Origin of the sequence: Mycobacterium sp. (assembly GCF_019247615.1) — a bacterium.
GTDB lineage: Bacteria > Actinomycetota > Actinomycetes > Mycobacteriales > Mycobacteriaceae > Mycobacterium.
This window is the reverse complement of the sequence record NZ_JAFBAT010000254.1, coordinates 1-21,017: the sequence shown is the minus strand read 5'-3', so window position 1 is coordinate 21,017 and position 21,017 is coordinate 1. Positions and strand designations below refer to the sequence as shown.

The following is a 21,017-nucleotide window of genomic DNA, read 5'->3' as shown; positions in this document are numbered from 1 at the left end:
TCCGCCGATGATCACCGAGGAAGCCTTCCCCGTCGAACCGTGGCAGGTCCGCGAGACGCGGCTGGATCTGAACATACTGGCCCAGTCGGAATCCCTGTTCGCCTTGTCCAACGGGCACATCGGGCTGCGCGGCAACCTCGACGAGGGTGAGCCGTACGGCCTGCCCGGCACCTATCTGAACTCCTTCTACGAGATCCGGCCGCTGCCGTACGCCGAGGCCGGTTACGGCTATCCGGAGGCCGGCCAGACGCTCGTCGACGTCACCAACGGCAAGATCATCCGCCTGTTGGTCGAGGACGAGCCGTTCGACGTCCGCTATGGCCAACTCATCTCCCATGAGCGGGTGCTCGACCTGCGCGCCGGGACGCTGACGCGCCGCGCGCACTGGAGCTCGCCGGCCGGCAAGCAAATCAAACTGGTCTCCACCCGGCTGGTGTCGCTGGCGCAACGCGGCGTGGCCGCCATCGAGTACGTGATCGAGGCGGTCGAGGAGTTCGCGCGCGTGACCGTGCAGTCCGAACTCGTCACCAACGAGGACCAGCCGGAGACCTCTGATGACCCGCGGGTCTCGGCGATCCTGGAGAACCCCCTGGAGGCCGTCGAACACGAAAAGACCGAAACCGGAGCGCTTCTCATGCACCGGACCCGCGCCAGTGCGCTGATGATGTCCGCCGCGATGGATCACGAGATCGATGTTCCCGGCCGCGTCGAGTTCAGCACCGATGCGCGGCCGGACCTGGCACGCACCACGGTGATCTGCGGGCTGCGCCCGGGCCAGAAGCTGCGGATCGTGAAGTACCTGGCCTACGGCTGGTCGAGCATGCGCTCCCGCCCGGCGTTGCGCGACCAGGCCGCCGCCGCGATACACAGCGCCCGCTACACCGGGTGGCAGGGGTTGGCGGAGGCGCAACGGGCCTACCTCGACGACTTCTGGGAAAACGCCGACGTCGAGGTCGACGGCGATCCCGAATCTCAGCAAGCCGTCCGCTTCGGGATGTTCCACCTGCTGCAGGCCAGCGCCCGCGCCGAACGCCGCGCCATCGCCGCCAAGGGCCTCACCGGAACCGGCTACGACGGCCACGCCTTCTGGGACACCGAAGCCTACGTTTTGCCGGTGCTGACCTACACCGCGCCGCACACCGTCGCCGATGCGCTGCGCTGGCGAGCGTCGACGCTGGACCTGGCCAAGGAGCGGGCCGCCGAACTCGGACTTGCCGGGGCCAGCTTTCCGTGGCGAACCATCCGCGGGCAGGAGTGCTCCGCGTATTGGCCGGCCGGCACGGCGGCCTGGCACATCAACGCCGACATCTCCATGGCCTTCGAGCGCTACCGCATCGTCACCGGCGACCACGACCTGGAGCGGGAGTGTGGCCTCACGGTGTTGGTCGAGACCGCCCGGCTGTGGATGTCGCTGGGGCACCACGACCGGCACGGCGTCTGGCACCTCGACGGCGTCACCGGTCCCGACGAGTACACGGCGATCGTCCGCGACAACGTCTTCACGAATCTCATGGCGGCCCACAACCTGGTGTCCGCCGCCGAGGCCTGCAACCGTCACCCGGAGCTGGCGGCGGGTATGGGCGTCACCACCGAGGAGACGGCCGCGTGGCGGGACGCCGCCGATGCCGTCAACATCCCCTACGACGCGGAGTTGGGTGTCCATCAACAGTGCGAGGGATTCACCACTTTCACCGAATGGGATTTCGAAGCCAACACCACATACCCCTTGCTGATGCACGAGGCCTACGTGCGGCTCTACCCCGCCCAGGTGATCAAGCAGGCCGACCTGGTGCTGGCGATGCAGTGGCAGAGTCACGCGTTCACGCCCGAACAAAAGGCGCGCAACGTGGACTATTACGAAAAGCGCATCGTGCGCGACTCGTCCCTGTCGGCGTGCACGCAGGCCGTGATGTGCGCCGAGGTCGGGCATCTGGAGCTGGCGCACGATTACGCGTACGAGGCCGCGCTGATCGACCTGCGGGATCTGCACCACAACACCCGCGACGGGTTGCACATGGCCTCGCTCGCGGGCGCGTGGCTGACGTTGGTTGCCGGGTTCGGTGGCCTGCGCGACGATGAGGGCATCCTGTCACTGGACCCGCAACTGCCCGACGGCATTGCGCGGCTTCGCTTCCGGCTGCGGTGGCGCGACATCCGGCTGACCGTCGACGTCAACCACACCGAGGTCACCTATGCGGTGGACGACGGATCGGAGCAGGAGCTGATCATCCGCCACGCCGGTGAACAACTCAAGCTCTGTACGAATTCGCCGACCACCGTCCCCGTGCGCATCCGCAAGCCCTTGCTGCCGACCCCACAGCAGCCGGCGGGCCGCGAGCCGCTGCACCGCCGCGCCCTGGCCCGCAGTCAGTGAGGTTCGACGATCCGCGCCACCTCGGCGTCCACCGCCTTCCGCAGCTCGGCATCGGTCAGCTCGTCGAGACCCGTGGCCGACCGCAGGATAGGGGCAAACAATCGCCAACCGAATTGCAGCGCAAGGGCATTCGCGACCGCCAGCCGCGCACCGAGCTCGGTGGCATGACGTGGCCGCACCCCGTCGAGCAGACCGGCAACGTTGGGGAAGCGCTTCTGCAGCTGTCCGGCCGGATACCCGTCGAGCACCGTGCGGGCCATGACCCTTATCTGCCGGTCCAAAGCCTTCTCCACCGCGTCGGCCGGCGCGCCCGACTGCAGCAGGCCGGTCAAATCCGCGCCCAGGTGGTCGAGCACAGCGCCGACCAACTGCTCCTTGGCGCCGAAGTGCCGAAAAACCAGCCCGTGATTGACCTTCGATCGGGCGGCGATGTCGCGGATCGACGTCGCGGCCGGCCCGCGCTCGGCGAACAGGTCGGTGGCGGCCTCCAATATCGCCGCCGCTACCGCTTCGCGCCCAGTGGGAGCTTCCTGACCGGCGGGCCCCGGCCGCGCGGTGCGAGGTTTACGGGCGACTCTTGCCGATCGGGTAGTCATATGACTACACTAGCGTATGTAGTCAGTTGACTACGGTGACCTCCGCCAAAGGACGACAGTGATGGAAAAGACGATAAGCGTCACCAAGCTGGGCAGCCGGATCGGCGCCCGAATCGATGGGGTGAGACTGAGCGGCGACCTCGACCCGGGGATCGTCGAAGAGATACGGGGTGCGCTGCTGGCCAACAAGGTGATTTTCTTCCGCGGGCAGGACCACCTGGACGACGATCAGCAGCTTGCCTTCGCCGGCCGGCTGGGCACGCCGATCGGCCACCCGGCGGCCCACCCCACCGCCACGAACGGCTCGATCATCACGCCGATCAACTCCGACTACGGCAAGGCGAACCGCTGGCACACCGACATCACCTTCGCCGCGAACTACCCCGCGGCCTCGATCCTGCGTGCCATCACCCTGCCCGGCTACGGCGGCTCGACCCTGTGGGCCTCCACCGCGGCCGCATATGACGGCCTGCCCGAGCCGCTTAAATGGCTCGTCGACAACATGTGGGCGCTGCACACCAACCGCTACGACTACGTCGCCGGTGAATCGATCGAATCGCTGCCCGAGCCGCAACGGGCGTTCCGGCGAGCATTCGAGAAGCCCGATTTCCAGACCGAACACCCAGTGGTGCGGGTGCACCCCGAGACCGGTGAACGCACGCTGGTGTTGGGAAATTTCGTGCGCGGCTTCATCGGCCTGGACAACCACGAGTCGGCGGTTCTGCTGGAATTGCTGCAACGACGAATCACGATGCCGGAGAACACGATCCGCTGGAACTGGGAGCCGGGCGACGTCGCGATCTGGGACAACCGCGCGACCCAGCACCGGGCGATCGACGACTACGACGGTCAGCACCGGCTCATGCACCGGGTCACCTTGATGGGCGACGTGCCGGTCAACGTACACGGGCAACGCAGCCGGGTGGTTAGCGGAGCACCCCTCGAGGTGATCGCAAGCTCGGCGTAGCCGAGCGCCGCGGGTCACCGACCCGACCAACCCGAGGTGATCGCAAGCTCGGCGTAGCCGAGCGCAAGGTGAGGGTCAGCCCGCCTCGCTGGCCTCCACCGGCCGAGCGGCCGGATCGACCGGCAGCCAGCGCAGGGCGCCCGGTGCGTCGAGGGGTACCACCGGGTGCTCGGGCGGGATCGGGTCCAGCCTGCGGTAGGCGTCGCCCTGCAGGGGCCGCTGATCGTTGCGGCCCTTGTTCGGCCACAGCGAGGCGGCGCGCTCGGCTTGCGCGGTGATGGACAACGACGGGTTGACGCCCAGGTTCGCCGAGATCGCCGCGCCGTCGACCACAAACAGGGTGGGGTAGCCGTAGACCCGGTGATACGGGTCGATGACGCCGTTCTGGGGGCTATCGCCGATGACCGCTCCGCCCAGGAAGTGGGCGGTCAGCGGGATGTTGAACAGCTCGCCCCAGGTGCCGCCGGCCACGCCGTCGATCTTTTCGGCGATGCGGCGGGTGACCTTGTTGCCGACCGGGATCCACGTCGGGTTCGGCTCCCCGTGGCCCTGTTTGCTGGAATACCAGCGAATCCCGAGCTTGCCGCGCTTGGTGTACGTGGTGATCGAGTTGTCCAGGTGCTGCATCACCAACGCGATCAGGGTGCGTTCGCTCCACTGGTGGACGTTGAGCATCCGGAGCATGCGGCGCGGGTCTTCGCGGCCCTGGTCCAACAACTGCTTCCACCGCGGCACGTCCGTCCCTTCCGGGCCCTGACCGTCGGTCATCAGGGTCTGCAGCAGGCCCATCGCGTTGGAGCCCTTGCCGTAGCGGACCGGCTCGATGTGGGTGTCGGCCGTCGGATGGATCGACGACGTGATCGCCACTCCGTGGGTGAGGTCGAGATCGGGCCGGACCTCCAGGCGGCCGGCGCCCACGATCGACTCCGAGTTGGTTCGGGTCAACACACCCAGGCGCTTGGAGAGCCGCGGCAGCTTGCCCCTGTCCCGCATTCTGAACAGCAGATGCTGGGTTCCCCAGGTGCCCGCGGCCAGGATCAGGTTTGCGGCGGTGTAGGTGTGCCGGTCGCGTCGCAGCCAGCTTCCGGTGCGAACCGTGTGCACCTCCCACAGCCCATCCGAGCGCTGCTCGAAGCCCTTCACCGTCGTCATCGGATGAACTTGTGCGCCAGCCGATTCCGCGAGCCCCAGGTAATTCTTCACCAGCGTGTTCTTGGCGCCGTAGCGACAACCCGTCATGCAGCAACCGCATTCGAGGCAGCCGGTGCGATCGGGCCCGGCGCCGCCGAAGAAGGGGTCGGGCACGGTCTTTCCCGGCGCCTTGGTGCCGTCGGGGCCGAAGAACACTCCGACCGGGGTGGCCACGAAGGTGTCGCCGAACCCCATCTCGTCGGCGACCTCCTTGACGACGCGGTCGGCGTCGGTGAAGGTCGGGTTCTTCACCACGCCGAGCATCTGTTGAGCCTGCTCGTAGTGCGGCATCAACTCATCGCGCCAGTCGGTGATCTGCGCCCACTGCGGATCCTTGAAGAACGGCTCGGGCGGCACGTACAACGTGTTGGCGTAGTTCAGCGAGCCGCCGCCGACCCCGGCGCCGGCCAAGATCATCACGTTTTTCAGCGGATGGATCCGCTGGATGCCATAGCACCCGAGCTTCGGCGCCCATAAGAACTTGCGCAGGTCCCAGGAGGTCTCGGCGAACTCCTCGTCGGCAAAGCGGCGGCCGGCCTCCAGGACGCCCACGCGATAGCCCTTTTCGGTCAGCCGCAACGCGCTGACGCTGCCCCCGAATCCCGAACCGATGATCAGGACGTCGTAATCCGGCTTCATCGCACCAGTATGGCCTTACCCGCCGGTAATAAACAGCGGCCGGAGCTGGGCCCGCCACCGGACCCGAGGGTGCGGCTGGCCGCACTCTCGCGCTCGACGGTGCGGCCAGCCGCACCCTCGGCGCGAACCCCGGGTTGATGGGGTGATGCGCGACGTCGAGTTGCTGACCGCCCTTTGACCGAGCGCCGTCAGCTTCCGACGGTCAGGCCGACCTTCTGAAACTCCTTGAGGTCGCAGTAGCCGGCCTTGGCCATCGATCGGCGCAGCCCGCCCACCAGGTTCAGCGTCCCGAACGGATCGTCGGACGGGCCGCCCAGCACCTGCCGCATCGGCGGGCGTTCACCGACGGCGATCTGCAGCAGCGCGCCGCGCGGCAACGACGGGTGCGCCGCGGCGGACGGCCAGAACCAGCCGCCCCCGAGGGCCTCGGCGCATTCGGCCAGCGGCGTGCCCAGGACCACCGCGTCGGCCCCGCAGGCGATGGCCTTGGCCAGCTCGCCCGAGGTGTGGATGTCCCCGTCGGCCAGCACGTGCACGTAGCGGCCGCCGGTCTCGTCGAGGTATTCCCGCCGTGCGGCGGCGGCGTCGGCGATCGCGGTGGCCATCGGCACGCTGATGCCCAGCACCTCGTCGCTGGTGGTCACTCCCTGGGTGGAGCCGTAGCCGACGATCACCCCGGCGGCGCCCGTGCGCATCAGGTGCAGCGCAGTGCGGTGGTCGAGCACGCCACCGGCGACCACCGGAACGTCGAGCTCGGAGATGAAGGTCTTGAGGTTCAGCGGCTCGCCATCGCTGGCGACGCGCTCGGCGGACACGATCGTGCCCTGGATGACCAACAGGTCGATGCCCGCCTGGAGCAGCACCGGCGTCAGCGACTGGGCGTTCTGCGGGCTGACCCGCACCGCGGTGATCACGCCGGCCTCCCGGATGCGGGCCACCGCCGCCCCCAACAGGTCCGGATCCAGCGGTGCCGCATGCATCTCCTGGAGCAGCCGGATTGCCGCCGACGGCTCCGGCTCCTTCTCGGCCGCCTCGACCAGCTGGGCGATCTTCGCCTCCACATCGGCGTGCCGGCCGATCAGTCCCTCGCCGTTGAGCACACCCAGCCCGCCCAGCCGGCCGAGCTCGATCGCGAACTCCGGCGATACCAGGGCGTCGGTCGGGTGCGCGATCACCGGAATCTCGAACCGGTAGGCATCGAGCTGCCAAGCCGTCGAGACATCCTTGGACGAGCGGGTGCGCCGCGACGGCACGATGCTGATTTCGCTGAGTTCGTACGTGCGACGGGCGGCGCGGCCCATCCCGATCTCGACCATGGCCAGTTCGCTGTTCACCGCGCGTAGTAGTTGGGCGCTTCGACCGTCATCGCGACATCGTGCGGGTGGCTCTCGCGCAGCCCGGCCGCCGTGATCCGGACGAACTGGGCCTGCTGCAGCACCTCGATGGTGGGCGAGCCGGTGTAGCCCATCGCGGCGCGCAGGCCCCCGGTCAGTTGGTGGATCACCGACGACAGCGGGCCGCGGAACGGCACCCGGCCCTCGATGCCCTCGGGCACCAGCTTGTCCTCGCTCAAGGCGTCGTCGGCGAAGTAGCGGTCCTTGGAGTAGGACTTGCCCCCGCCCGACCCGCCGGAGCCCCTGCCCGCCATGGCCCCCAGCGACCCCATGCCCCGATAGCTCTTGAACTGCTTGCCGTTGACGAAGATCAGTTCGCCGGGCGCCTCGGCGGTGCCGGCCAGCAGCGAACCCAGCATGGTCGTCGACGCGCCGGCGGCCAGCGCCTTGGCGATGTCGCCGGAGTACTGCAGCCCACCGTCGGCGATCACCGGCACGCCGGCCGGCGCGCACGCCGCGACGGCCTCCAGGATCGCGGTGATCTGGGGCGCGCCGACGCCGGCCACCACCCGCGTCGTGCAGATCGATCCCGGTCCCACCCCGACCTTCACCGCGTCGGCCCCGGCGTCGACGAGGGCCGCGGCCGCCGCCCGAGTGGCCACGTTGCCCCCGATCACCTCGACGCGGTCACCAACCTCGAGCTTGAGTTTGCTGACCATGTCGAGCACCAGCCGGTTGTGGGCGTGCGCGGTGTCCACCACCAGGACGTCGACCCCGGCGTCGACCAGCATCATCGCGCGGACCCAGGCGTCGCCGCCGACACCGACGGCAGCGCCCACCAGCAGCCGGCCGTCGCTGTCCTTGGTGGCCAGGGGGTGCTGTTCGGTCTTGACGAAGTCTTTGACGGTGATCAGACCCGTCAACCGGCCGTGACCGTCGACGACGGGCAGCTTCTCAATCTTGTTGCGGCGCAACAGCCCCAGCGCCGCGTCGGCGCTAACACCCTCCTGGGCGGTGATCAGGGGAGCCTTGGTCATCACCTCGGCGACGTGTTTGGACTGGTCCACCTCGAACCGCATGTCGCGGTTGGTGATGATGCCGACCAGCGCGCCGGAGTCGTCGACCACGGGCAGACCGGAGATCCGGAACCGGGCGCACATCGCGTCGACCTGGGCCAGCGTGTTGTCCGGGCGGCACGTGACCGGATCGGTGACCATGCCGGCCTCCGAGCGCTTCACCATCTCGACCTGGCCGGCCTGTTCGGCGACGGGCAGATTGCGATGCAGCACGCCCATTCCGCCTGCCCGGGCCATCGCGATGGCCATCCGCGACTCGGTGACGGTGTCCATCGCCGAGCTGACCAGCGGCACCTTGAGCCTGATCTTCCTGGTGAGCTGGCTGGAGGTATCGGCCGCGGCGGGAACCACATCCGAGGCCGCGGGCAGCAACATGACATCGTCGAACGTCAACCCCAGCATCGCGATCTTGGAGGGGTCGTCGCCGCCGGTGGGCACCGGGTCAGCGGCCAGGCCTCCGACCGGAGCGTCGCGCACGTAGGGACTGGCGACCAGCGGGGAGCTGTCTTCTAGGTCGGACATGCCACGAGACATCAGTCGGGCCCTCCATGCGCGTGCGGAGTGAGAAACCCATCCTATCGGCTAGGGAGCGCCGCGGCGGGTAGCTCCCTGCTGGCGTTATGACGGCCCGCTTGCGTAGTGTAGAGGCGTGCGCGACCACCTGCCGCCGGGTTTGCCGCCCGACCCGTTCGCTGACGACCCCTGCGACCCGTCGGCTGCGCTGGATGCCGTTGAGCCGGGACAACCCCTGGATCAGCAGGAGCGAATGGCCGTCGAGGCGGATCTCGCCGATCTGGCCGTTTACGAGGCGCTGTTGGCGCACAAGGGGATTCGCGGGCTCGTGGTCTGCTGCGACGAATGCCAGCAAGACCACTATCACGACTGGGACATGTTGCGGGCCAATCTGCTGCAGCTGCTGATCGATGGCACCGTGCGTCCGCACGAGCCCGCGTACGACCCTGAACCGGACGCGTACGTGACGTGGGATTACTGCCGGGGCTACGCCGACGCCTCGCTCAACGAGGCGACGTCAGACGCCGACGGGTTTCGCCACTGATTTCTCTCGCTTTAGGGCGTGACGCTCGGCGTGGTCGTCTGCCCGTGATGCCTGTGCCGGCCGGAAGACGGGCTGGGCGACGGACTGGTCGAAGCGTTTGAGGGGCTGTTGGACGGGCTGTTTGAAAGGCTCGGCACCGGCGTCGTCGCGCTTGTGAGTGCCGGTGGTTTCGTGCTCGGAGTCGGCGCGACCGGCGAGGTGGTCGGGCCTGCCGGAGCGCTGGGCGGCTTGCTCGCCGCCGGGGGCAACGTGGCGTTCGGGTTGCGGGATTCGACGCGGGTATTCAGCAGATTCACCTCGTCCATCAGGTTTTGTCTGCTGGTCCCGTCGTCGAGGGACTGCACGGTGCTGCTGACCTCGGCGAGTTGATTCTGGGCCTGGCTCCACTGCCCCTGGTCGATCATTTGCTGAACCTTCGCCAGATCGGCCTTGGCGGACAACGCGATCTGAGTGTCGTTGACCCTGGGCTGGTCGAAGAACATCGCATGCAGCCCGTACAGCGTGTCGCCGGGACGGGCCTCGACCACCATGGCGCCAAAACCACTCAGGACCAACAGCCCGGCAGCGACCGAGCCGATCGCCGCCAGGCCGCGGCGAGCCTGCCGGCGTTCCTCGATACCGGTGTGCAGAGCTTCGATGGCCTCCTCCGGCGACACCAGGGCGCTGGCCGGTGGCCACCTCAAGTCGTCGCGCCAGTCCCCCATCAGGACGGCGAGCGCTTCGAGATTGGGTTCGCCGGCGTCGGCAAGATCGACCGGGCGGCGCGCCGCGAGCGCGTCGAGGAGCAGATCGGTGCGAGCCAATTCGTCCAGGGCCGGTTGGTCGGGGAACGCATAACCGTGTTCAGGCATAGTCACCCGCCGCGACGATTTCGGACTTGAGCCGTGACAACGCACGGTGTTGTGCCACCCGGACCGCTCCGGTGGTGCTGCCGACGGCGGCCGCGGTCTCCTCGGCGGACAGGCCGACGACGACGCGCAGGATCAGGATCTCGCGCTGCTTGGCGGGCAAGATCGCGAGCAACTCGTTCATGCGGCTGACCGAATCCGCCTCGATGGCCATCTGCTCGGGCCCGGCGTCGGACGACCAGCGCTCGGGAACCGACTCGGCGGGATAGGCGAGATCGCGGCCGGCGGCCCGATGCGCGTCGGCGACCTTATGGGCCGCAATTCCGTAAAGGAAGGCCAGAAACGGGCGCCCGCGGTCCCGGTAACGCGGCAGTGCCGTGATGGTGGCCAAGCACACCTCCTGGGCTACGTCGTCGGCCGACAGACCACCGCGGTCGACGGTGCCGACCCGCGCGCGGCAATATCGCACGACAATCGGACGGATGGTCTCCAGCACCTCCCGCAGTGCGTTCCGGTCGCCCGCCGCCGCATCCGCAACCACAGCGTCGAGACGTTCTCCTGGAATTGTCATCGACGGCGGTATCTCCAACGTTACGAACGGGACACATCGCGGGCTAACTAACCAATCGACAATAACGGCCGGAAGGCCGTTTCAAGCGCAACGCCACGCGCCCCCGGCGCGCCGCACGTGGCCTGCGCAGATATCGCGAATTTCCCGCAGCTTTTGTGCTGAAAACGACACGCTTCCGAGATCGATCAGCAAGCAAGCCAGGGCCCAGCGAAGCGGCAGCAATCCCATTCGGCCGGCGGCCCCGAGCGCCGCCTCCCCGATCGCGCGGGCGCGCTCGGTATCGCCTGCGCTGCTCAGGGCGGCGGCCAGCACGACTTGGCTCTTCACCCGGTGGCGCTCCGACGGCACGGCCATCGCCTGCACAAGCTCGACCGCCTGCTCCGCGTGCCGCACCGCGGACGCGCCGTCCGCCGAGGCCATCGCGAGCTCGGCGGCCACCCACCGTCGGCGCACGGGGAGCCGATCGGGCACGGCCGAGTCGGGCGCCGGCACAAAGTCCACGCGTGCCAACAACGTTGCCGCAGCGGCGAAGCGGCCGACACCAAGGGCGTCGGCCGCCAGCCCGATCAGCGCATCGCCGCGGGCCTCCGGGTCGGTGGCGGCCAGCGCCAGCGCGCGTCCGTCCCACCCACGGGCCAACGTGTGCCAGCCGAGCTGACGCAGAAACGACGCCTGCGTGCTGTGAGCCAACGACCGCAAGCGACCGGCCGGACCGTTGCGACGAAGCTCTGCCAGATCGCGGTACGCGCTGCCGTAGCGGCCCTGGCCGCCGGCCGCGACCGCCCGCAGCCACAATTGCTCCGGCGTGGTCGCCGTCGGCAGCGGCCAACCACCGGGCCGGTCACCGAAGGCGGCGGCGGCCAACTCTCGGTCAACCATCGAAGTATGACGAGTTTCAATCACGGTGATAGTAGTAAACACTTCGTGCTGTCCGTGTTACCCGCCTGTTAATTGCGATCCACTCGGTACCAATTGCGGCTGCCGGTTCGCTTGCGCCTGAGCAGGGAAATCGCAGTTTGGACAAGTGCCTGGTAGCACGCTTGTCTGTCGGCCAAAGCATCGCAGATGAACGGCGAGTTAATTCTGCTGCAACGCTCACATATTTTGCCGGGCTAAGTGATGGTTGACGGAAATTCGCCACCGCCCCTAAGTTCTACATGTGACGGGTAGTCATCGGTGACGCCACCCCAAATCAGTACACAACCGGTTTCGGACGCTTCGCGAACCTGACCTTATGGGCGTGCCGTGCAGAGAGGGAACGATTCAATGCCACAGCCGGAGCAGCTACCTGGGCCGAACGCCGACATCTGGAACTGGCAACTGCAAGGCTTGTGCCGCGGCGTCGACTCGTCGATGTTTTTTCACCCCGACGGCGAGCGTGGCCGCGCGCGGATGCAGCGCGAGCAGCGCGCCAAGGAGATGTGCCGGCGCTGCCCGGTGATCGAGGAGTGCCGTTCCCATGCGCTGGAAGTTGGTGAGCCCTACGGGGTTTGGGGCGGTCTGTCCGAATCCGAGCGCGAGCTACTGCTGAAGGGCGACATCGGCCGTACTCGGGGCATCCGCCGCTCGGCCTAATTGATCGTCGAGCCAGTCGAACATCGTTTGATGGAGCAGCGACATCGCGCCGACGTGGCAGTGCTCGCCCGCGCCTTCGCTTTCTGTCAGGGTGATCAGGGTGGTGTCGGCATTGATCATCGCGTCGGCGGCCCGTTGCGGCTCGCCCTTGAGGAACTGGTCGTTATCGGGGTTTAGGACCAGCGCCGGAGCAGTGATCCGGTCCGCAACCCCGGCCAGTGTGTAGCTCTTGAAAGCTCGCGGCACGTCGGCGATCGAGTCCACACCCGTGACCCACTTGCCATTGCGCAGCGCCCATCGCACCTCGGTGTTGACGGCCATCATCAGCTCCAGCACGGGCGTGGCCGAATCATCTTTGCCCTGCTCGATCCAGTCGGCCAGGAATGGCGGCATCTTGTTGACCATCGCGGCATGAAAGTCATAGATCCCGTCATCGAGTATCAGGGCCGCTACCCGGGAATCGAACGCCGCCGCCCGCGCAACGAGGTAGCCGCCCATGCTGTAGCCGAACAGGACGATCGCGTGTGCAGCGATTTCGGGACGAGTGAGCGCGTAGTCGATGACCGGTCCGATGACCGCCTCCCAGTCCGGGCGGAAAACCAGACCCTGCTCGCGCAGAGCGGCACCCTGACCGGGGCCATCGAAGGCCAGCACGTTGTAACCGCGCGCCAACCCGGCCGCGGCGACGGCGAAATACGACTCTTCGAGGGTGGAGTCAAAACCGTTGTTATAGATGAGCGTTGGGCGGGGCCTTCCAGAGTCGTCCACCCGGTACAGGTAGGCCGGAATGGCGGTCTGCTGGTACGGAATGGAGAAGCGTTCGAAACCGAAGTCGAACAGGGACATCGCCGTGACGAACGCGTCGCGACTCCGCGCCGACAACAGCCTCACCTCCGGGTCGTGCTCGGGATCGTCGCGCCGGTAGAACTCGGCAGTGCGGTAGTAGTTCGAGGCGCGCAACAAGGCTTCCCGGGCGCTGACCGCATGACCGCCGGCCAGCGACGTACGACCTATCTGCTCGACCCGCTCCGCGGTGGCCTTCCACTCCCGGTGCCAACTCGCCTCGTCGCCGTCCGGAATGGCTTGCACGGTCGCCAGCACTTCACCGAGGTCCGCGCCGGCGTAGTTCGCGAAGCCGGCCGAGCGCAGCGCTTCAAAGGAAAACGAGGCGTCGTCGAACAAGAATTTCATGGCGGCCTCCCGCAGGTCGAAACGGAACAGGTTCGTATCGATACGCTAAACCCTGGATAGTCGAAACGCAACAGTTCCGTCTCGTATAATATGGCGATATGGCCACCAACGTCACGCGGCGCCGGGTATCGGTCGGGCCCGTCCTGCAGTCCGAGGTCACCGACGCGATACAAACGGCATTTTTCGAAGAACTCGCGGAGGTGGGCTACGGCCGGCTGTCGATCGACGCGGTGGCCAAGCGTGCGGGGGTCGGCAAGGCGGCCATCTACCGGCGCTGGCGTTCGAAGCTGGATATCACGGTCGCCCTGGCCTCCGCTGTGGCCGTGGCCGCCATCGACGTGCCGGACACCGGCAGCCTGCGCGGCGACATCCGCCAATACCTGTCGAATGCAAGCGACGCCCTGACCCACCCGTTGGCCCAGCACATCGTTCCCGACCTGCTCGCCGAGGCGACGCGTAACCCCGCTTTGGCCGACGCGTTGCTAGACAACGTGCGAACCCCGCGCCGCGCCAAGGGCGCAATACTTTTCCGGCGCGCCATGGAACGCGGAGAGTTGCCGCCCGACAGTGACCTCGAAATGTGCATGGACATCCTCGCCGGGCCGCTGTATTGGCGTCTCGCGGTCGTGCGCACGCCCACCAGTGATGACTACCTGGACCGGCTGACGGACATGGTCATGGCCGCGCTAACGCTCGCCCGATCGCTGTGAATTCAGGAGAACTGCGCCTAGTCGTTGCCGGCCGGGCGTAGCGTCGGTCACCGCAATCGTTCAAGAAGGGGACGAACATGGCGGATTCACTCTCACCCAGTCACGGCAACGGCGAAGCCCTTACGGGAGCGCGCGGCGCGCAGCCGGCCCCGCCGGTCATGCGGCAGACCTTGCCGATACCGGATCCCCAGCACGTCGGTCTGACGACCTACGATGCGAAGGATCCGAATACCAAGTATCCGCCGATCACCATGCTGCGCCCGCCTGCGGGCGCGCCGAACATGCTCATCGTCATGCTCGACGACGTCGGTTTCGGCGCCTCGTCGGCTTTCGGCGGACCATGCAACACCCCGACGGCGGATCGGTTGGCGGCCGGCGGCCTGAGGCTGAATCGGTTCCACACCACGGCGTTGTGCTCCCCGACCCGCCAGGCGCTGCTGACCGGGCGCAACCACCACTCCGTCGGTATGGGCGCGATCATCGAGATGGCGACCTCCGCGCCGGGCAACAACAGCATCCGGCCCAAGAGCAAGGCGCCCCTCCCGGAAACGTTGCGGCTCAACGGCTATTCGACGGCGCAGTTCGGGAAGTGCCACGAGGTTCCGGCTTGGGAGATATCCCCGGTCGGGCCGTTCGACCAGTGGCCGACGGGCTCGGGATTCGAGTACTTCTACGGCTTCGTCGGCGGCGAGGCCAATCAGTACTACCCAGGGCTGTACGAGGGCACCACGGCCGTCGAGCCGCCCAAGACACCCGAGGAGGGCTACACCCTCAACGAGGACCTCGCCGACCGCGCGATCACCTGGGTGCGCCGGCAGAAGGCGCTGGCACCCGACAAGCCGTTCTTCATGTACTACGTGCCCGGGGCGACGCACGCGCCCCACCACGTGCCCAGGCAGTGGTCGGACAAGTACAAGGGAAAGTTCGACGCCGGCTGGGACGTGCTGCGCGAGCAGATCTTCGCCAGGCAGAAGGAGCTGGGCGTGATCCCGGCCGACGCCGAATTGACCAAGCGCCACAAGGAGATTCCCGCGTGGGACGACATGCCCGCCGAGCTCAAGCCGGTGCTGGCGCGGCAGATGGAGATCTACGCGGGCTTCATGGAGCAGACCGACCACGAGGTCGGCCGCGTCATCGACGCGATCGATCACCTCGGTGTCCTCGACGACACGCTGATCTACTACATCATCGGGGACAACGGCGCCTCGGCCGAGGGCACCCCGAACGGCTGCTTCAACGAGATGACCACCCTCAACGGGATGCCCGGCATCGAAACAACGGAGTTTTTGCTGTCCAAGATCGACGATTTCGGCACTCCGGACGCGTACAACCATTATGCGGTGGGGTGGGCGCACGCGCTGTGCACGCCGTACCAGTGGACCAAGCAGATCGCCTCGCACTGGGGCGGCACCCGCAACGGCACCATCGTGCACTGGCCCAACGGGATCATCGATAAAGGTCAGTGCCGCAACCAATTTCACCACGTGATCGACATCGCGCCGACCGTCCTGGAAGCGGCCGGGCTACCGGCGCCGTTCTCGGTCAACGGCATCCAGCAGGCGCCGCTCGAGGGCGTCAGCATGCTGCCGATGCTGCGTGACGGCAACGCGCCCGAGACGCACGATGTGCAGTACTTCGAGATGATGGGTAACCGCGGCATCTACCACCAGGGCTGGACCGCCGTCACCAAGCACCGCACACCGTGGCTGTTCGATGCTCCGCCGTTCGACGAGGACATTTGGGAGCTCTACGGTCCCGACGACTGGACGCAGTCCCGCGACATCGCCGCGGAGCAACCCGAGAAGCTGGCCGAGTTGCAGCGCCTGTGGCTCATCGAGGCGGTCAAGTACAACGTCGTGCCGCTCGACGACCGCTCCTTCGAGCGCATCAACCCCGACCTGGCGGGCCGTCCCCAACTGATCCGCGGGGACAGCCAGTTGCTGTTCTCCGGCATGCGGGTCAGCGAGAACTGCGTGATAAACGTCAAGAACAAGTCGCACAGCGTCACCGCGCAAGTCGTGGTGCCCGAGTCGGGTGTCAGCGGGGTTATCGCCACCCAGGGCGGCATGGTCGGAGGGTGGACCCTCTACGCGCACGAGGGGCGGCTGAAGTACTGCTATAACTTCTTCGGCATTCAGCACTTCATGGTCACCGCCGATCGGCCAATACCGGCCGGGGAACACCAGGTGCGCATGGAATTCGCCTACGACGGAGGCGGATTGGCCAAGGGCGGCGATGTCACGTTGTACTACGACGGTCAGCCCGTCGGCCAGGGACGCGTCGAGATCACCCAGCCGATGGCCTTCTCGGCCGACGAGGCCTGCGATGTCGGCGCCGACACCGGCTCACCCGCATCTCCCGACTACGGCGCGTCGGGCAACAAATTCACCGGTGAGATCGAGTGGGTGCAGATCGACATCGGCGGGGACGGTCACGACCACCTGATCAAAGCAGCGGACCGGGTCAAGATCGCGATGGCCAAGCAGTAGCCGCTCGGCTTCCGCGCGAACGTGCACTCGGGGCGAGGATTTGGCAAGTTCTTCGCGCTCAGTGCACGTTCGGCGGGAGGTCTGCGCGCGTCCGCGCTGTTTTGACGGCGGCCTATTCGGGTAGGCCGAGCCCATGAAAAAGGGCGTGTCCTTCACCGTCGCGATGCTTACCGCGACCATCGCACCGCTGGCCGCATGCGCAAACCAGTCGGGCAACCAGTCCGCTACGTCATCGTCGTCGGGCCCCCCGTCCGGCGCGGAGCGGATGACCACACAGTTGAAGAGCTCCGACGGGACCCAGGTCGCCACTGCCACCATCGATTTCAACAACGGCTACGCGACGGTGACGGTGGAGGCCGGCCCCAATCAGGTACTGACCCCCGGATTCCACGGGTTGGCGATCCACGCGGTCGGCAAATGCGATTCCGGGGACTTCGGCTCCGCCGGAAGCGTTTACCAGGCCCCCAACCACACGGGTTCTCCCGCGAGCGGCGACCTGACTGCGTTGCAGGTGCGCTCCGACGGCTCGGCGAAACTCGTGACGACCACCAATTCGTTCAGCGCTGCGGATCTGAGGAACAGCTCGGGTACATCGCTGGTCATCCACCAGGACGTGGACAACCTCGGCGGTGCCGCCACCGCTGGTTCGAGCAAGCGGGTGGCCTGTGGTGTCATTGCCGCGACCTCCGCCACGACGACCTCGTCCACTACGACGACGACGAGCGTCACGACCATCACGACCACGACGGCCGTGGCACCGCCGTCCACCAGCACCAGCACGAGCACCGTCACGGTGACGAGTTCCCCGACCGCCACAACCACGCCTACCAAGAACGTCCCGACGTCAACCCCGCCCGGCGGCTGACGCACGCCTGCCCGGTGTTTCCGGCGGTGTGGATGATGGCGCACCGCGAGGGCTTGCCGACGAGATCGAGCACCTTCAGCAGCCAGACGCCCTCAAGGGCGTCGCCAGCGACGGCAACGAGGACCGCACCCGGCAGCTCGGCGGGAGCGCGCTGACCGTCGCTGCCCCATCGAGCCATGATGGTCTCGGCCCGAGAAGCGTTGCCCGCGAGCTCGAAGGGGATGATCCCCGGACCGCCCGTCTCACGCATGCGCCGTTCCAGCACGAGCATCGCCGCGGTGTAGGCACCGAAGGCCACCATCGACACCCCGAGTCGGTTTGCCCGCATCATCCTGAACTCCGACTACGCGCCGGGAACAGTGTGCGCTGCGCGCCAAGTCAGCTCGCGCCGGCCGCGATCACCTCGTCGACCTCGCGGGCGCGGTCGGCCATCTCGGCGTGTGCCTTGTCCAACGCCTCGGCCTGATCCTCGTCGGCCTTCATCAAGGCCTCGATGTTGAGGCCAGCCATGTCGAGCACACCCATGTCCCGGAAGGCCTTCTGTACCTTGTCACCCCACAACCCGATGTCCTTGACGATCGGCACGATGCGGCTGAACAGGTGCGAGCGGAACTGGATCATCAGCGGCGAGTTGTCGACCCACTCGGCGCACGTTTGGACATCCATCCCGAGGGTCTCGAAAACCTCCTCGCCGCGGAACCGGTCGCGCATCAGGTAACAGGCGTCCACCACGAACTCTTCACGCTCGGCCCGCTCGGCCTCGGTCAGCGCAAAGTAGTAGTCCTTCAACGAGATTCGGCCGAAGGCGACGTGCCTGGCCTCGTCCTGCATGACGTAGGCCAGCACCTGCTTGGCCAACGAGTCCTGCGCCGCCATGTCGCGCAGAACGCCGAAGGCGGCGAGTGCGAGGCCTTCGATGAGGACCTGCATGCCGAGGTAGGGCATGTCCCAGCGCGAGTCGTGCAGGGTGTCGGCCAGCAGTGCGGTCAGGTGCTTGTTGATCGGATAGACCAGGCCGATTTTCTCCTGCAGGAACCGCGAGAACGCCTCGACGTGCCGGGCCTCGTCCATGGTCTGGGTGGCCGCGTAGAACTTCGCGTCCAGGTCCGGGACGACCTCGACGATCTTGGCCGCGCACACCATCGCCCCCTGCTCTCCGTGCAGGAACTGAGAAAATTGCCACGCTTGGGAGTGCAGGCGCATCTCGGCGCGCCGCGCGTCGTCGGCGGCTTCCCACATCGGGCTGCCGAACAGCGGATGGAACTCGTCGGGTAACCCGATTGGGTTCGTCGGGTCGACGTCTTGGGTCCAGTCGATGCGCGACTGGGCATCCCACTGCTTGTCCTTTCCCTTTTGGTACAGGGAAAGCAGCCGGGCGCGCCCGTTGTCGTACTCCCATGTGAAGCGCGCGTCGCCCGCACTGGCGACCTCCCACGAGTAGGGCGTGGGCACGTGGGTGTACTTGTCCCTCGTGGTCATCAGATGCCACCTTTCTGACCGGCATGACCAGTGGTCATATGATGCATCTCACACTGCACCCGCTCGCTGCGCCGAGTCAAGTCCCCCGCTGGGCACGGGCCGCCAGCGCTTCGGGTTGACCTCGGTGGCGCCAGCGGTGCCGACATTGGTGGGATCGCAGTCCACACCGCGATCATGGCCGAAGTCGGGAGACGCCGAACGTGGGGCTTATGTACGAAAAGCTTTGCGATTCCGTACATAAGCCCCACAGTCGGGCGTCTTACATCTAATGCGTGTGGCCGTGGTGAGGGCCGTGACCACCATGGTCGTCCTCGGCCTTCTCCGGCTTGTCGACCACCGCCGTCTCGGTGATGCACGATGTACCACCGCGACGGTGACGTGGATGCAAACGCATCGCCGCCGGGTCGAGGCCGAAGACCTTTACCGCGGCTGACTTACCTTTCACCACATGCGATCCCCGGTCGGTGAGTCCGAGCGGTCGAGGAACCAGGGCGTCGACAGACTGCTGAGTGAGAAGGATCGCGTCAGCGGTGGTCTTGGTGAGCTGCTCGACCCGGGCAGCGACGTTGACCGTGTCCCCGATAAGGGTGAACTCGAGCTTGCCGCCCCCGCCGATGGTGCCCGCAATCACCACACCGGTATTGATGCCGATGCCGATCCGAAGGTCCCCACCGAATCGCTCAGCGACCAAGCGGTGGATCAGCGCAGCGGTGCTCACCGCGGCGTCGGCGTGATCGGCAAGATCGTTCGGAGCGCCGAAGACGGCGAGCGCGCCGTCACCGAGGAACTTGTTGACGTGCCCACCGGCGTCGACGACGGCGGGCACCACGATCTCGAACAACGCATTGAGCCGGGCGACGGTGTCCTCGGCGCTATGCGCCTCGGCGAACGGGGTGAAGTCGCGGATGTCGATAAATATCACCGTCACCTCCCGGCGCTCACCGGTAAAGACATCGTCGCCCTGTTCAAGTAGCCGCGCCGCCAATGCCGGGTCGACGTAGGTCCCGAACGCGGATTGAAGCCGTTGTCGCTCAGCCAATCCCGCTTGCATGCGGTTGAACGACGCCGCCAGCGCGCCAAGGTCATCGTCCTGCACCACAGGTAGGCGCTGCGAATAATCGCCGGCCGCAACCCGTTCCGTTCCTTCGGCCAGGTCACGAATAGGCCGCAGGGACGGCGCGAGCGCAGCACCGACGGTCATCGGCATCCCGAAGCCGATCACCAACGCGCATCCGATACCTGCAAAGAGCACCGGTTGCTCACGCGCCCAAGGGAATGCGACCACCAGCATGGTGCCGTCGACCGCGAACAGGAACGAACTCGCCAATAGGGCCACGCTTGACCACAAGGCGAAAGTCGGACGAGAGCGGGGCAGGTTGTCACCAACCGCCGTGCCACCGGCGATCGCCATTCTGGCCGGCCGAGCCGCTGCTTCCGCCGTGCCATGCACTCCACTCATCACAACGGCCGTCCCCATCAAAGCGCCCAGGACTCCGTATTGAACGCTTTGCGACCAAGTCGCCCCGGCAATGGTAGAGACAACAAGGGATAACAGCCCGGTCCACGCAGCGTTGAAAGCCACCGCCCGAGCGACCGTCCCCCGGGCCCATGCGTAGGTGGCGTCCAATGCGCTCGCCTGAGCGACATCGCGACCAGTCACCCATGCCTCCACCAGGCGAGCGCCGCCTGCACCCGGAAGCACGGCCACGTACCACAACACGGGTGCGGCGATAAGGGCGAGAACGGCCGCCTCGATGTAGCGATCCGATCCCTGCACGGCAACAATCAAGAACAACCAGAACAGGTAGGTCCACAGCATCATGGGGATCCCGGCGACGTAGACCGCCCACGAGTATCTCGCCTTGAAACGGTCCCACGCCCACTGCCAGATGCGTTCCATGACGCGAGGTTAAACGTCCACGCGGCCAAGCTACGGCGTTTAGCATTCGCGTCGAGCCGTCGCTCGACGACGTCGAACGCGGGGCTCATGTACGAACACCGTTGCGATCTTGTGCATACGCGCCCTAAGTCGGGAGTCACTCAGCGTTAGTGCGC

18 protein-coding genes are annotated in these 21,017 nt (G+C 66.8%); 7 read left to right on the top strand and 11 right to left on the bottom strand.

The annotated features are described in order from the left end of the window. The first annotated feature begins 7 nt into the window (after positions 1–7). The gene (locus tag JO059_RS17405; protein ID WP_293320889.1) at positions 8–2,374 is read left to right on the top strand and encodes a glycoside hydrolase family 65 protein; all 2,367 of its coding nucleotides are present in this window, start codon (positions 8–10) and stop codon (positions 2,372–2,374) included. Here the strand turns inward: JO059_RS17405 and JO059_RS17400 are convergent. Further along, positions 2,368–2,970 (bottom strand): TetR/AcrR family transcriptional regulator, encoded by a 603-nt coding sequence (locus JO059_RS17400; RefSeq protein WP_293320887.1) that lies wholly within the window; start codon positions 2,968–2,970, stop codon positions 2,368–2,370. The two genes, JO059_RS17405 and JO059_RS17400, sit on opposite strands and share 7 nt — an antisense overlap. 61 nt (positions 2,971–3,031) lie before the next feature. Here JO059_RS17400 and JO059_RS17395 point away from each other — a divergent pair, with 61 nt between their 5' ends. Further along, positions 3,032–3,937, top strand: coding sequence for a TauD/TfdA family dioxygenase (locus tag JO059_RS17395; RefSeq protein ID WP_293320885.1), 906 nt, complete (start codon positions 3,032–3,034; stop codon positions 3,935–3,937). 75 nt (positions 3,938–4,012) lie between these two features. Here the strand turns inward: JO059_RS17395 and JO059_RS17390 are convergent, their stop codons facing one another. From JO059_RS17390 to guaB, 3 genes are all read right to left on the bottom strand, one after another. Next, positions 4,013–5,767 carry a GMC family oxidoreductase gene (locus JO059_RS17390; RefSeq protein WP_293320883.1) on the bottom strand — a complete coding sequence of 585 codons (1,755 nt, stop codon included), beginning with the start codon at positions 5,765–5,767 and terminating at the stop codon, positions 4,013–4,015. Between the two features lie 188 nt (positions 5,768–5,955). Then, on the bottom strand, positions 5,956–7,083 hold the full coding sequence (locus tag JO059_RS17385) for a GuaB3 family IMP dehydrogenase-related protein (protein WP_293320907.1): 1,128 nt from the start codon (positions 7,081–7,083) through the stop codon (positions 5,956–5,958). Between the two features lie 14 nt (positions 7,084–7,097). Next, positions 7,098–8,711 carry an IMP dehydrogenase gene (guaB, locus tag JO059_RS17380; RefSeq protein ID WP_293320881.1) on the bottom strand — a complete coding sequence of 538 codons (1,614 nt, stop codon included), beginning with the start codon at positions 8,709–8,711 and terminating at the stop codon, positions 7,098–7,100. A gap of 115 nt (positions 8,712–8,826) precedes the next feature. Between guaB and JO059_RS17375 the strand changes: the two genes are divergently transcribed. Next, complete coding sequence (locus JO059_RS17375) at positions 8,827–9,234, top strand: DUF5319 domain-containing protein (protein WP_293320879.1); 408 nt, start codon at positions 8,827–8,829, stop codon at positions 9,232–9,234. 11 nt (positions 9,235–9,245) lie between these two features. Here JO059_RS17375 and JO059_RS17370 read toward each other — a convergent pair whose 3' ends face one another. From JO059_RS17370 to JO059_RS17360, 3 genes are all read right to left on the bottom strand, one after another. Beyond that, positions 9,246–10,085: an anti-sigma-D factor RsdA gene (locus JO059_RS17370; protein ID WP_293320877.1), complete on the bottom strand. Its 840-nt coding sequence runs from the start codon at positions 10,083–10,085 to the stop codon at positions 9,246–9,248. Further along, positions 10,078–10,653, bottom strand: coding sequence for a sigma-70 family RNA polymerase sigma factor (locus JO059_RS17365; RefSeq protein ID WP_293320875.1), 576 nt, complete (start codon positions 10,651–10,653; stop codon positions 10,078–10,080). The genes JO059_RS17370 and JO059_RS17365 overlap by 8 nt, the downstream gene beginning before the upstream one ends. An 81-nt stretch (positions 10,654–10,734) precedes the next feature. After that, on the bottom strand, positions 10,735–11,556 hold the full coding sequence (locus tag JO059_RS17360) for a hypothetical protein (RefSeq protein WP_293320873.1): 822 nt from the start codon (positions 11,554–11,556) through the stop codon (positions 10,735–10,737). A 363-nt stretch (positions 11,557–11,919) separates the two neighbouring features. Between JO059_RS17360 and JO059_RS17355 the strand changes: the two genes are divergently transcribed. Then, on the top strand, positions 11,920–12,228 hold the full coding sequence (locus JO059_RS17355) for a WhiB family transcriptional regulator (protein ID WP_293320871.1): 309 nt from the start codon (positions 11,920–11,922) through the stop codon (positions 12,226–12,228). On the opposite strand, the gene JO059_RS17350 is transcribed toward JO059_RS17355, so the two are convergent. Further along, on the bottom strand, positions 12,175–13,419 hold the full coding sequence (locus tag JO059_RS17350; RefSeq protein ID WP_293320869.1) for an alpha/beta fold hydrolase: 1,245 nt from the start codon (positions 13,417–13,419) through the stop codon (positions 12,175–12,177). The two genes, JO059_RS17355 and JO059_RS17350, sit on opposite strands and share 54 nt — an antisense overlap. 98 nt (positions 13,420–13,517) lie before the next feature. On the opposite strand from JO059_RS17350, the gene JO059_RS17345 reads away from it, so the two are divergent. From JO059_RS17345 to JO059_RS17335, 3 genes are all read left to right on the top strand, one after another. Further along, complete coding sequence (locus JO059_RS17345) at positions 13,518–14,129, top strand: TetR/AcrR family transcriptional regulator (RefSeq protein ID WP_293320867.1); 612 nt, start codon at positions 13,518–13,520, stop codon at positions 14,127–14,129. Between the two features lie 158 nt (positions 14,130–14,287). Beyond that, positions 14,288–16,618 (top strand): arylsulfatase, encoded by a 2,331-nt coding sequence (locus tag JO059_RS17340; RefSeq protein ID WP_293320905.1) that lies wholly within the window; start codon positions 14,288–14,290, stop codon positions 16,616–16,618. A gap of 133 nt (positions 16,619–16,751) precedes the next feature. Beyond that, positions 16,752–17,483, top strand: coding sequence for a superoxide dismutase family protein (locus JO059_RS17335; RefSeq protein WP_293320865.1), 732 nt, complete (start codon positions 16,752–16,754; stop codon positions 17,481–17,483). Here the strand turns inward: JO059_RS17335 and JO059_RS17330 are convergent. From JO059_RS17330 to JO059_RS17320, 3 genes are all read right to left on the bottom strand, one after another. Continuing rightward, complete coding sequence (locus tag JO059_RS17330) at positions 17,443–17,814, bottom strand: hypothetical protein (protein ID WP_293320863.1); 372 nt, start codon at positions 17,812–17,814, stop codon at positions 17,443–17,445. The genes JO059_RS17335 and JO059_RS17330 overlap by 41 nt on opposite strands. Positions 17,815–17,861: 47 nt before the next feature. Next, a complete protein-coding gene (locus JO059_RS17325; RefSeq protein ID WP_293320861.1) occupies positions 17,862–18,962 on the bottom strand; it encodes a ferritin-like domain-containing protein in 1,101 nt (366 codons plus the stop codon). A 265-nt stretch (positions 18,963–19,227) separates the two neighbouring features. Further along, the gene (locus JO059_RS17320) at positions 19,228–20,862 is read right to left on the bottom strand and encodes an adenylate/guanylate cyclase domain-containing protein (protein WP_293320860.1); all 1,635 of its coding nucleotides are present in this window, start codon (positions 20,860–20,862) and stop codon (positions 19,228–19,230) included. Between the last annotated feature and the right edge of the window lie 155 nt (positions 20,863–21,017).